This window comes from Pseudoalteromonas sp. NZS127 (genome assembly GCF_015864805.1).
GTDB lineage: Bacteria > Pseudomonadota > Gammaproteobacteria > Enterobacterales > Alteromonadaceae > Pseudoalteromonas > Pseudoalteromonas nigrifaciens.
In genome coordinates this window covers 1-12808 of record NZ_JADYWN010000013.1, presented here as the reverse complement: position 1 = coordinate 12808, position 12808 = coordinate 1, and the positions used below count along the sequence as shown (strand labels likewise).

General features: G+C 39.0%; 10 protein-coding genes. 7 read left to right on the top strand and 3 right to left on the bottom strand.

The window, feature by feature from the left end; genetic code table 11:
* Nucleotides 1-121 precede the first annotated feature (121 nt).
* The 5 genes from I6E78_RS12300 (at nt 122) to I6E78_RS12280 (ending at nt 7473) form a co-directional block, all read left to right on the top strand.
* Entirely contained in the window at nt 122-469 is a 348-nt protein-coding gene (locus I6E78_RS12300) for a hypothetical protein (RefSeq protein WP_024592057.1), read from the top strand.
* 103 nt (nt 470-572) lie between these two features.
* Nucleotides 573-1817 (top strand): TolC family protein, encoded by a 1245-nt coding sequence (locus I6E78_RS12295; protein ID WP_024592058.1) that lies wholly within the window; start codon nt 573-575, stop codon nt 1815-1817.
* Nucleotides 1818-1876: 59 nt separating this feature from the next.
* A complete protein-coding gene (locus I6E78_RS12290) occupies nt 1877-3241 on the top strand; it encodes an efflux RND transporter periplasmic adaptor subunit (protein WP_197182625.1) in 1365 nt (454 codons plus the stop codon).
* Nucleotides 3242-3267: 26 nt separating this feature from the next.
* Nucleotides 3268-6462 (top strand): efflux RND transporter permease subunit, encoded by a 3195-nt coding sequence (locus I6E78_RS12285; protein WP_024592060.1) that lies wholly within the window; start codon nt 3268-3270, stop codon nt 6460-6462.
* 90 nt (nt 6463-6552) lie between these two features.
* Nucleotides 6553-7473 carry a cation diffusion facilitator family transporter gene (locus I6E78_RS12280; protein ID WP_024592061.1) on the top strand — a complete coding sequence of 307 codons (921 nt, stop codon included), beginning with the start codon at nt 6553-6555 and terminating at the stop codon, nt 7471-7473.
* A 165-nt stretch (nt 7474-7638) separates the two neighbouring features.
* Here the strand turns inward: I6E78_RS12280 and I6E78_RS18690 are convergent, their stop codons facing one another.
* Entirely contained in the window at nt 7639-7854 is a 216-nt protein-coding gene (locus I6E78_RS18690) for a GDCCVxC domain-containing (seleno)protein (protein ID WP_076915486.1), read from the bottom strand.
* A gap of 842 nt (nt 7855-8696) precedes the next feature.
* On the bottom strand, nt 8697-10214 hold the full coding sequence (locus tag I6E78_RS12275; RefSeq protein ID WP_197182624.1) for a DUF3360 family protein: 1518 nt from the start codon (nt 10212-10214) through the stop codon (nt 8697-8699).
* Between the two features lie 604 nt (nt 10215-10818).
* Between I6E78_RS12275 and I6E78_RS12270 the strand changes: the two genes are divergently transcribed.
* Nucleotides 10819-11688, top strand: coding sequence for an MYG1 family protein (locus I6E78_RS12270; RefSeq protein WP_197182623.1), 870 nt, complete (start codon nt 10819-10821; stop codon nt 11686-11688).
* A 149-nt stretch (nt 11689-11837) separates the two neighbouring features.
* On the opposite strand, the gene I6E78_RS12265 is transcribed toward I6E78_RS12270, so the two are convergent.
* Nucleotides 11838-12287: a GyrI-like domain-containing protein gene (locus tag I6E78_RS12265; protein WP_011329668.1), complete on the bottom strand. Its 450-nt coding sequence runs from the start codon at nt 12285-12287 to the stop codon at nt 11838-11840.
* A gap of 322 nt (nt 12288-12609) precedes the next feature.
* Here I6E78_RS12265 and I6E78_RS12260 point away from each other — a divergent pair.
* On the top strand, nt 12610-12808 hold a 199-nt coding region (locus I6E78_RS12260), incomplete at its 3' end, for a helix-turn-helix domain-containing protein (RefSeq protein WP_197182622.1).

Genomic DNA, 12808 nt, shown 5'->3' with positions numbered 1-12808 from the left:
TTGACTCTATAGCTACTATAGATGTTATTGTTGTGCGGTTATTTTGAATATTCTTAAATTTAATTATTTTCTAAATACCTTCTCAATAAATTTGTGTTATGTATCCTTAAAGGTCTTTGCTGTGAAAAATGTGCTTTTGAATTTTACTTTAGTCATTTTGATTGTATTACAATCATTTGTAGCTATTGCAAATTCACAAGAAATTCATGAAATTGATATTCAGCATATCCAAATTGAACATTCACATGAATCTGATCGCTTTGTAGCTGACAAAGAATTACCAACAGACAATGAACATAATGCTAAAGATTGTCATCATTGTGGTCATTGCCATGGATCTCATATTCAGTGGCTCGTTCAAGCTCAAACCTTTACTGAGCGTCCAAATCAAATAGGACATCAGTATGGGTATTTATTTCAATATTCAAGCCCTCCTCACGATAACCCAATAATCCCCCCTATAAGTTAACTCTATTAGAATAGCTCAGTTTAGCTGAGCATCTTTATATTCGTGTCTACTACGATTTCACTGTCGTTAGTTAACACTATTTAAATAAATATGAGTTTAATTTATGAAAATATTTTTTCAAAAAAATATTGGCGCTGTGCTATGCGTCAGTATGTCTTTGGCTATTTTAATTAATATACAAAGCGTAAATGCACAAACAACATCGACATCTTGGTTATCGATGCAAATAAACAAACATCCCGATATTATTGCCGCCAAAGAAGAAATGAATGCTGTTTTTTCAAATGCTGAAGGAAACAAGCAACCACTTTATAATCCTGAATTAGAGACAGGTTATGAACGAGAAGGTGACGCTAATAATTATTCTATTGGTATTAATCAAACGATTGATTGGTGGGATAAGCGAGAAACGAAAGAGCAACAAGCTAACTTTAGTTTAACCCAAGCAAGCAAACACTTTGACTTTCTTGTTCAAGAAAAGACAGCGCAAGCTTTACAAGCGTTAATTACTTGGCAAGCAGCTAAAAAACAAGCGGTTATTGCCCAAGAGCAAGAAAAGCAGTTAGAAACCTTACTTGATATCGTTAAAGACCGTCAAAAAGCAGGAGATCTAGGGCAAGTAGATGCCGAACTTACTTTTTTAAGTTTATCCCAAATGTTGAATGTTACCGCAAAGGTACAAGTTCAATTAAAACAAGCCGAAGCCCAAACCAAAGAGCTATTACGAGATTGGACGCCAGATAAAGAGGTTATACCTGCGCAAGGTTTAACTATCACTAATTATCAACTTTCACCTCAATGGCTTGAACAACATCCCTTAGTCTTAGCGGCAAAAGCACAGTGGCAAATAACTAGAAGTGATGCTCAACTAGCTTTGTTAGAAACTAAAGCTGACCCAACTATAGGTTTTAACGCAGGAAAAAATGATAGGGAAAACGTGTTAGGCGTAACTTTTTCAATGCCTTTGAATATCCGTAACAATTATTCAGCACAAGCAAGAGCTGCGAATCAACAAGCAATAGCTGCTGAAGCAAATTTTCGCTCCGTTATGCGCAAACAGAGATTTGCTATCCAATCAAGCACTGACACCTTAATCACTTATCAAAAAAACTATCAACGATGGCAACAATTGATGGATGGAAGAGGAAAACGTAGTGGCGATTTACTGCAAAAGCAATGGCAAAGCGGTGATGTAAGTACTACCGAATATTTACTTGCATTACAACAACGTGCTGAAGGTCTTAATGCTGGTATTGAATTACAAAGTCAATTTCAATTAAGCCAAATCGACTGGCTATTACAGGTAGGCCAAATTAAGGCCGCGACTCTGCAATTATCTCAGCTTTGAATATTAAAGGCATTATCAAGAATCAATTAATAGTCAATGAACCAATTTTGGAAAAACATATGAATAAGCAAATTAAATTAATAACACTTGCCGCACTATTTTGTGGAATAACAACCATAAGTACTTCGACATTTGCAAATGTTCAATCAGCAGAAAAAACCGAAAAGCATGTTGAAGCAAAAGATGATGGACATGGGCATGAAGATAAAAATGAGCACGAAGAAGAAAAAGACGATGGGCATGTACATGAAGGTAAAAATGAACACGAAGAAGAAAAAGACGATGGGCATGGCCATGAAGGTAAAAATGAACACGAAGAAGAAAAAGACGATGGGCATGGACATGAAGGTAAAAATGAACACGAAGAAGAAAAAGACGATGGGCATGGACATGGAGGTAAAAATGAACACGAAGAAGAAGGTGCGGGAGTTAAACTTTCAAAGGAACAATTAAATTTAGCTGAAATTAACATAACCGTACTAGAGCCTCAGGCGATGACTTACAGTATTTATGCTCAAGGAGAGATAAAAGCGAATGACTATACCAGTTATTTGGTCTCGCCAAGAGTAGATTCGGTGATACTAAAACGCCATGTTGCTTTAGGTGATCATGTTGAAATCAATCAACCGTTAGTCACCCTATTTAGTGAGTCAATGGCTGAAGCACAAGCCAGCTATAGGCTCGCTGATTCAGAATGGAAAAGGGTTCAAAAACTTGGTCGAAAAGCAGTAGGTGATAAACGCTTTATAGAAGCTCAGACCGATTTTGAGGCTGACTTAGGACGATTATATGCGTATGGCTTATCTGCTGACGCTATTACCTCTTTGGCTACCAACACTAAAAAACTTGGACAATACACCCTAAACGCAGAGACTTCTGGCGCTGTATTATCTGATAATTTCCGTCAAGGACAACGCATAGAATCCGGCGGTACTTTATTTGATCTGGCTGATGAGGATACGTTATGGGTTGAAGCACGTTTAGCGCCATCAATGGAATTGGACTTACCCAAAAATTCAAAGGCGCAAGTAAATGTAGGTAACAATACATACATAGCTACGGTCACTCAAAAAGCTCATACCATAGACCCAGTAACTCGCACACGCATTATACGTTTACAGGTTCAAAATGACGGCCATAAGCTTCATCCAGGATTATTTGCCGATGTCTATTTTTCCCTTGAAACTGACAAAAAGGTCCTGGCTGTACCTGAAGAAGCATTAATGCGAGGTAGTGATGGTGATTGGATGGTGTTTGTTGAAGAAAATGGCGAATTTAAAGGTGTTGAAATCGAATTGGGACGACAACTGGGAATATTACGTGAAATTCATGGTTTGCCAGCAGGCTCAAAAATTGTCACAACTGGTGCTTTTTATGTTGCCGCGGAAATTGCCAAAGGCAGTTTTGACGCACATAACCATTAATTTATTGATAATTGGAGAACTAACACATGTTAAATCGTTTGATTGACTGGTCTGTCGCTAACCGATTATTGGTGATACTTGCCTTGGTTGCGTTAACGGCTACGGCCATTTTTACTATTCCACGTTTGAATTTGGATGCATTTCCAGATGTTACCAACGTGCAAGTTGCCATAAATACTGAAGCACCTGGTTTAGCTTCGGAAGAAGTAGAGCAACTAATTACTTTCCCCATTGAAGCGGTAATGTATGCATTACCTGATGTTGAAGAAGTACGATCTATTTCTAAAACAGGGCTGTCTGGTATTACGGTTGTCTTCAAAGAAGGCACCGATATTTATTTTGCTCGTCAATTGGTTTTTGAGCGATTGCAATCAGCAAAAGAATTAATACCAGAAGGTGTTGGAACACCTGAAATTGGTCCAAACACCTCTGGTTTGGGGCAGGTATATCAATACTTACTACTCGCTGATGAAGATTCTGGTTATGACAGTACGTCACTTCGAAGTCTAAACGATTGGGTGGTTAAATTATTGTTAATGCCTGTAGATGGTGTTACAGATGTCTTAGCATTCGGCGGAAATGTTAAACAATACCAAGTAAATATCAACCCTTCTCGTTTACTTGCTTACCAATTGACCCAAGAAGATATCGCTAACGCATTAGAAGACAATAATGATAATGCGGGTGGTTGGTATATGGATAGAGGCCAAGAGCAACTAATTATACGCGGTGTCGGTTGGCTAAGTAGTGATGAAAAAGGTATTGAAGAACTAAAACAAATCCCTGTTAAAACAATTGAAGGTACTGTTGTCTACCTTTCTGATGTGGCAACTGTTGAGTTTGGAAGCGAAATTAGACAAGGCGCTGTCACAATGACTAAACGTGTCGGTGCTAATGGTAGTAAATTCCTAGGTGAAGTTGTTTCCGGTATTGTTTTAAAACGTATGGGCGCAAATACTAAAGTTGCCATTGATGGCATAAAAGACAGAATCCCGCTCATTCAACAAGCCCTGCCAAAAGGTGTAACGTTTGAACCTATTTATGACCAAGCAGATTTAATTGAAAAAGCAGTTAGCACAGTCGCTCAAGCATTGACAATGGCTTTTATCTTTATTGTTATTGTATTGGTACTTTTCTTACTCAATGTACGCGCAGTTTTACTGGTTCTTATTTCTATTCCACTTTCTGTTGGTATGGCATTAATGATCATGGCTTACAATGGCTTGTCTGCGAATTTAATGTCTCTGGGTGGTTTAGCGGTTGCGATTGGAATGATGGTCGATGGTGCAGTGGTGATGATGGAAAATATTTTCAAACATCTCAGTCAGCCCGATCGTCGTCACGAACATAGTCATGAAGGAATGCATGACAGTGAGAATCCTTTTGATGTCGAAAAAGATGTCGATGTTAGTTTACGCATACAAATTGCCGCTAGAGAAGTAGCTAAGCCAGTATTTTTTGCAGTAACAATTATTATGGTGGTTTTTGCCCCTTTATTTAGCTTAGAAGGGGTTGAAGGCAAACTATTTCAGCCGATGGCTATTAGTATTATGATTGCAATGGTTGCGTCTTTAGCCGTATCACTCATTGTTGTACCTGCGTTAGCCAGTTACCTGTTTCAACGAGGTTTTAAAGCTCGAACCAGCCCTTTCGTTAGTGTGCTAGAAAAGCTTTACCGTAGTAGTTTAACAAAAGCGATGAACGCTAAAAAAGTAGTTCTTATCGGGGCTGGAGCCTTGCTTGTTGGTACGTTATTTTTAGTGCCAAATTTAGGCACTGAATTTGTGCCAGAGCTTGAAGAAGGCACTATTAATTTACGTGTAACCATGGCCCCATCAACCAGCTTAGCGACTGCCCTTTTAGTATCCCCTAAATTGGAAAAAATATTACTTGAATTTCCTGAAGTAACTTATGCTACCAGTCGTATTGGCCGAGCAGAAATTGGTGGTGATCCTGAGCCAGTGAGTAACATTGAAATCTATATTGGTCTCAAACCAGTTGTAGAGTGGACCAGCGCTAAAACACGCCATGAACTACAAGGTTTAATGGAAGTAAAACTTGAGAAATTCCCCGGTTTACTACTGAATTTTTCTCAACCTATCGCAACAAGAGTAGATGAATTACTTTCTGGTGTTAAAGCGCAGTTAGCCATAAAACTATTTGGTGCTGATCTCGATGTCCTTGCTCAGCAAGGTCAGGCTATAGTTAATGCTATTCAAGGTGTTGATGGTGCAAGGGATGTCGCTATGGAGCCAATCGCAGGTGAATCTCAGTTAGTCGTTAGACCAAACCGTCGTCAATTATCTCGATACGGCTTATCGGTTGGTGATGTAATGAGACTTGTGCGAAATGGTATCGGTGGTCAGGAAGTAGGACAAGTCATTAATGGTAATGAACGTTATGATATTTATCTACGGATAGACAAAGAGTTTAGAGATCAGCAACAAACTATTGCTGACTTACGGCTACAAGCTCCAACAGGTGCATGGGTACGGTTAGGTGATGTTGCAGATATTGCCATTGAATCGGGTCCCCCTCAGGTACGCCGAGATGATGTCCAGCGACGCGTCGTTATTCAAGCCAACGTACAAGGACGAGACATGGGGAGTGTCGTTAAAGATATTAGAGCAGCAATTGCAAGTAAGGTTGATTTACCTCCCGGTTATTCTGTTGATATCGGTGGCCAATTTGAAAATCAACAAAGAGCACAGCAAAGACTTGCTATCGTTGTTCCACTTTCTATTGGTATTATTGCGTTGCTACTATATTTTGCTTTTACTAGTGTTGGTCAAGCTATGCTCATACTCGTCAATTTACCCTTAGCTATGATTGGTGGAGTTGTCGCCTTGTATATTTCTGGTCAATACTTATCTGTCCCAAGTTCAATTGGTTTTATTACCTTATTTGGTGTCGCTGTTCTCAATGGTGTGGTTATGGTTGAAGCGATTAATCTACGCATTGAAACAGGTATGGAAAGTATTGCCGAAGCCGTTTACGAAGGCGCTATATCAAGGCTTCGCCCTGTATTGATGACAGCGATTACCTCCGCTCTTGGTTTGATACCTATTATCATGTCAAATGGTGTAGGCTCTGAGATACAACGACCATTAGCCACTGTAATTGTTGGTGGTTTGGTTACAGCAACGTTCCTTACTTTATTTGTCCTCCCCGTACTTTATGGTTGGTTTTCTAAAGGTCGGATTGAAGAAATGAGAAGGTAGTGCTGTTTGGCTAAAGCAAATATGACGGTTTGCTTTAACTCGATATCCCGTAGGTATTCGCTGCGGGATATCAATTTATAGGAGAAAGTAATGTCCGACAAATTACATCAACATCCAACTAGCGATGGACACAGTCATATTCCTAAAGATATGTCTTCAAGTCGTATTGGCTGGGCATTTATACTAAATGTTTGTTTTACTATTATCGAATTTATTGGCGGCTGGTTAACCAACAGTACCGCAATCATGGCGGATGCGGTTCACGATTTAGGAGATAGTTTATCCATCGGTCTCTCATGGGTATTAAATAAACTCAGCAAGAAAAACCATGATGAAACGTTTAGTTACGGCTACCACCGTTTTTCTTTACTTGGTGCGCTTATTAACGGCGTTGTCTTAATAGCGGGGTCAATTTATGTGTTAACCATTTCATTCCCTCGATTGTTATCGCCAGAGATGCCTGATGCTCAAGGCATGTTATGGTTAGCGATATTAGGGGTGATTGTTAATGGTTATGCTGCCTTCAAATTAAGTGACGGGAAAACATTAAACGAACGTGTACTTAATTGGCATTTACTGGAAGACGTTTTAGGTTGGGTAGCTGTGCTAATTGTTGCTATCGTCTTAATGTTTGTCGAACTGCCAATACTTGATCCCATACTTTCAATCGGATTTACCTTATTTATTCTTTTTAATGTCTTAAAAAACCTCCGTACTGCAATACGTCTGTTTTTGCAGGCAACACCAGAGCAAGCCATTCAAGAAAAAATAAAAATTGAATTATCAACATTGAAATTTATTGAAGATATTCATCATTTTCATTTGTGGTCCCTTGATGGTGAAAGGCATGTACTTACTGCTCATTTAGTAGTGAACCATTATTTTGATCAACAGGAATATATTGCAATAAAGCATGAAATATCAACACGACTAAGCCCGTTTCATCTTGAACATACAACGTTGGAATTTGAGTTTGTAAACGAAATATGTAGAGATTCAAAAAACAATTAGAAATACTTTCAAAGATGAAAAGACATTTTAACCAAACCTGTTGCAGGCTCGTTTTTTTGAGAGACCCCATTTCTCTTACTAGTGCGGAAGCCTTTAGTGTTACTACAGCGGAATGCTGACAGATTTATTTTACGTAAACCCAAATCTGACGGATGACTATGATGATTAGCTATTACAGCAATCTTGTCCTTCTTGAATTGGTGGGCATTTAACAGTTCCAAAAGAACAGAAAACGCAGCAATCACCTTTTAAAGGCTTTAATAATACTTTGCATGATTCACATTTATAGAACCACTGACAGGCATTGGTTGGCATTTTTTCTGTTTTACTATGACCACACTCAGGACAAGTTATTGTTGAGTTTAATTTTATACTTTGCATACTCGCACCTTTATAGGTTTTACAATATCTAATACTGACATTACAATCATTAAACTTATGCCAAAGTAGAATAAATAGGTACTCCAACCATATTGCCAGAGAAGATAGGGGTTTTGTGACCATCCCCTCGATATTAACCTTACTTGCGGTAAGGTACTGAAAAACCTAGTGACCTTGGGTTTAATATGAAATTAGCTAGTTTAGTCAAAACTCTTATAGCATTTTGATAATTTAATTATGAGAGCACTTTTGATACATATTTATTGCCAACATCATTAAGTAAACCTTTTAATAATTGTTTACCCCTCAAATTACTGTTTAAAAAACAGGCTTAAGGTTAATTTCGAGGGGATGGGCAACAAACCTCTAGTTTGACACCAAACTTACTACAGATTTAAATCTACAGAGCCTTTTCCGTTGCTATTTCCAAATTACGCAAGTCCAAAATAGTTTTCACACAGCCTGAGCTTGAAGGGGGCGCTAACTCTCTTGGGGGGCGAAAGCGCCTTAGACTTAATACTCTAAATTCGTTTGAAACTTGAATAATGGAAATGTCCGCTTTGGGAATTTGAGATCTAGCTCCATGCAAAAGTGTTAGGTAAAACTTCAGTTGTAAATGGATGTAATTTTTTAAGTGAAAATTGCAGTTTTAGGCTCAAATTTCACATCAAGTAATGAAAGTTCAACGGCAGCTATGAGCTTGAAGCAGTCATACAATGTAAAAAATACGACTGACCGCTTATCGCTCTATGCTGCCACCTAAAAAATTAAGCTTTAAAACGCAGTAAGCGCATATAAAATGCGCTTACTGGGAGTAATTTACTTTAAGCTAACTTTTAAAGTTAGTGCCTAAAGCTTGATACTAACGCGGGTATACCTGGCAGCATGCCTACCATGGCCATTACGCTGGTTAGTAGTACAAACATGACCAGTGGAATGATCCAGCGGCTCATGCGGGTGAGTTCTTTACTTCTTTCTTTACAGCCAATAAAGCCTAAGTTGTCTAGCAATATGGTGAGTGACCAACCAAATGCTGGGTTAACTAAGCTTGAAGCAAATACTACAATAGCAGCTGATTGGGTGGTTTTACCTACGCGGGTCATTTCCATGCCGGCTTCTAGTAGTGGAATAAATACCCCTACTATTAGCGCTACACATAGCACTGGTTGCCAAATTGCAAGGTCCATAGGGTAGCCCCATACGCCGGCAATAATACAAAATAGTGCGGTTAAAATAGCGCCTGCTGGTATTGGGCGTTTAGCAATGGCTGCTGGCACTATGTAAGTGCCCCACGATGATGCAAAGTTAGCGCCGCCCAGTAGCGAGCCAAAGGTTTGCCTAACTGATGCGCTAAGCATGGTGTCGTCTATGTTCATTTGTACTTTTTCGGTACGTTTTGGGTAGCTTATTTTTTGAAATACCTGATGGCCTAAAAAGTCCGGCGACCACATAGCAACAGCAAGCACTGCAAATGGCAGTACTACTACAAAGCTTTCTAGAGTAGGTAGGCCTAACATCCAGCCGGTGTCTTCGCCCCACCAGTACATAGGGTTCATGTTTGGCAGGCCCGGTGCAGTATGAAACTCAAACGGTGCGCCTAATGCAAAGGCTATTGCGCCGCCTAAAATACAGCTAAGTGGTACGGCTAACCAACGCTTTTTAAAATGCTCTAACATGGCATATAAAATTATAGTGGAAAAAATAACAATAAAGGCAATGTGGGTCATATCGATGGCTTCGGCCCATGCAAACAGCTTTTTAACTTGCGAGGTTATGCCTATAAACCCTAGGTAGAGTAAAAGCCCGCCACATACGCCTTTACTGGTTAGTTTAGCCAGTAGGGTTCCGCCTTTACTTATTGCCAAAATTAAACCAAAGGCTGCTATGAGCAAGCCAAATGCCATAGGGTGGCCCCCTGCTGCAACTACAATTGGAATTAACGGAATTAAAGGACCATGAGTACCGGCTAAGTTAGCGGTAGGTAAAATAAAGCCTGAAAACAAAATAATAAAAAAGGCGACGATAAGTAATTCGTAACGCACGTTTTCTAAAACAAAAGCGTCGCTTAAACCCAGTGGGCTTGCAAACGTTGCGGCAATAGCGGCAACCATAACCACTTTACCTATGGTGGCAGCCATTGCAGGAATAGCGTCTTCAAATTCGAATCTGTAGTCTCTAAAGGGTAAGTTTGGGCGCCAGCGTTTAGGCTGCATAATTTGCAGCTCGTGTTCTAGGTATTCGTCTCGGCTATTAAACTCAGAGCTAGGCTTGTGTAGATTTTTATAGCTATTGGTAGCGGTTTGAGTATCCGCTCCTGGTTTGGCATCAGATGAAATATCATCTTGCGGCGTGGTATTCATGGCTTCTCCTGCAACATAGTTGCTCACTCAAAATAAAAATACAGCTTTGTTTAAAGCAAATAAAAATTGAGGCGGCAGGATAAAGCAGCTAGCAACAGATTACGATTAGTCAAAGGTCTTGTATGAAACTATTTAGTAACATTTATATACCTATAGCTGAATGTAGTATTTGATGTTAAATGTGATTTTTATTGTTTTTAAACAGATGGTTAGCTTATTTTTATAAAGGTTAAAGTGCAATGCGTTGTTTTTTAGCACTTACAGCAATAATAAAAATTAAAATAATTTTATCTGCATTTATATTATGTTGTTTAAGAAAATAGGGCATTTAGCCATGCTTTAGCTGATAATTTAACTAAAGTTTGGTTATTGATACAAAAATAACGCAGCAAAATAATAACGTGTGGCTTTGCATCTCTCTATAATTAGTAGGCTATTGCATGCGAGCTTAATTGCTTTAACAAGGATAAAAAACAGTTTACTGTTTTTGTTAGCGTTCATCAGATAGAATCCGCCTTATGATTTTTACTTGTTAAGTATTTTCAAAACCGTAACGTTTAAATAGCGAGACCTTCTTATCCTTTTAGAAAATGATACAAAACCAATGAATGATATAACGATAGCAACCCACAACGGTACTTTTCATGCAGATGATGTTTTTAGTGTAGCTGCACTTAAGTATATTTATCCTTCTTTTAAACTTATACGCACCCGCGATATGGAGCTTATAAGCAAAGCCGATGTTGTGATTGATGTAGGTGGCGAGCATAACCCAGAGACAGGCCGTTTTGATCACCACCAACGTGGCGGTGCCGGGGCGCGTGAAAATGGTATTCCTTTTTCTTCATTTGGTTTAATTTGGCAAAAATATGGCCTTGAAATATGCCAAGGAAGCCAAGAAACAGCCAATGCAATTGACTCTGGTTTAGTCTCTACTATTGATGCAATTGACTGCGGCCATGTTGAAGGCGTTGCTAAAGGCATTAGCCTTAGCCAAACTATTTCAATGTTTAACCCAACGTGGCAAGAAGAGAGTAACTTTGATGCCTGTTTTGATGAAGCGGTTGAGTTTGCATCGCGCATTTTAACTCGCTTTATAGCTGCGGCTAACGGTGGCATTAATGCAAAAGCAATTGTTGCTAAAGCGATTGAAAATGCAGCTGATCCACGCGTAATTGTGTTAGAGCAATACACACCGTGGAAAAAAACCGTGCATGCGCTTTCTGATAAAGCATTATATATGGTTTATCCTTCGCACTCTGGCCAGTGGATTGTGCAAACTGTACCGGTTGAGCCAGGATCGTTTGAAGACCGCAAGTCACTCCCAAAACCGTGGGCTGGTTTATCTGATAAAGAATTTCAGGACGAAACTGGGCTTGAAGATGCTGTTTTTTGTCATAACGGTTTATTTATTGCTGGCGTAAAGTCGTTTGCAAGTGCGATGAAAATGGCAGCAATGGCGCTAGAAGCTTAGTAATATAGGGCTTTAAAAGTGCTAGTCGCTAAAATTAATATTTACGCGCATAAAAAAACGCTAGCAAGTTAAGCTAGCGTTTTTAATTATGCCTAAAGCCTAAAGCCTAAAGCCTAAAGCCTAAAGCCTAAAGCCTAAAGCCTAAAGCTTTATTCTTTAACCGCTATGGCTATTTCTACTTCATCAGCACTTTTGTAATATTCGTAGTCGCTGCTGTAGGTACGGGTAAAACGACAGTCGTCTGAGCTAAAGTATTGCCAAATTTCGCCCCACAGGTCGATTACCGCATCGGGCATTTCACCTGTCCCGTTAAATACTAAATAACTCCCTGCCTCGGTAGTTACTTTTACTGACTTTTGATCTCCAATCGATAAGTCGTCGCAACAGGCTATTACATCAAATTCACCGGTTACATCGCTTTCATAGTTAGTGTAAACACCATACGTTTTTGTATTTTTTGTTAGCTGTTGTCCATGCTTTTCACCAAATTTTTGCCAAAGCTCCGTTATTTTTGCAGTGCCAGAGTTCATTTCATCGGCGTTACACGTTCTTACCTTTAAACCAGTTAAAGTTATACTTGGGAGTTGCTTTACTTGCATTATGACCTTCCTTACTTCAATCACTTAGCTTTAACGTAACTATAACGTAACAGAAAAACCATTATGGACTGTAACTATTTATAAGTCCTTTAAATTATTTAATTTGAACTCTGGTTAAGGGATTTATTATTACAGCAATTATAAACTCTCTTTTATCAACTTTTGCCGTAAAACACCGTTCCTTTAGGTCGGTGATATAAGGCAATAGTNTTTATCAACTTTTGCCGTAAAACACCGTTCCTTTAGGTCGGTGATATAAGGCAATAGTCGCGAAGCGACTAAGTGGGTTGTTCCTTTTTGATTAACTGTATATAATAACAGTATGGTTATTCGCAAAGCTTATAAATTTCGTTTAAAAACAACACCCTATATTAACGCTAAAATGGCGCAATATGCGGGGAATTGTCGATTCTTGTGGAATAAAGCCTTAGCGATTAACTTATTTAAGTTACAGAATAAACAAAAAATTTGCTACTACCAAGAGTTGGATTTCTTTTCCAAACTTTGGAAAAAAAGCGAGG

Bases quoted from the DNA above. Each gene is read 5' to 3' on its own strand.
- I6E78_RS12285 (WP_024592060.1), top strand. From the start codon at position 3,268: ATGTTAAATCGTTTGATTGACTGGTCTGTCGCTAACCGATTATTGGTG.
- I6E78_RS12280 (WP_024592061.1), top strand. From the start codon at position 6,553: ATGTCCGACAAATTACATCAACATCCAACTAGCGATGGACACAGTCAT.
- I6E78_RS12295 (WP_024592058.1), top strand. From the start codon at position 573: ATGAAAATATTTTTTCAAAAAAATATTGGCGCTGTGCTATGCGTCAGT.
- I6E78_RS12275 (WP_197182624.1), bottom strand. From the start codon at position 10,214: ATGAATACCACGCCGCAAGATGATATTTCATCTGATGCCAAACCAGGA.
- I6E78_RS12290 (WP_197182625.1), top strand. From the start codon at position 1,877: ATGAATAAGCAAATTAAATTAATAACACTTGCCGCACTATTTTGTGGA.
- I6E78_RS18690 (WP_076915486.1), bottom strand. From the start codon at position 7,854: ATGCAAAGTATAAAATTAAACTCAACAATAACTTGTCCTGAGTGTGGT.
- I6E78_RS12270 (WP_197182623.1), top strand. From the start codon at position 10,819: ATGAATGATATAACGATAGCAACCCACAACGGTACTTTTCATGCAGAT.
- I6E78_RS12265 (WP_011329668.1), bottom strand. From the start codon at position 12,287: ATGCAAGTAAAGCAACTCCCAAGTATAACTTTAACTGGTTTAAAGGTA.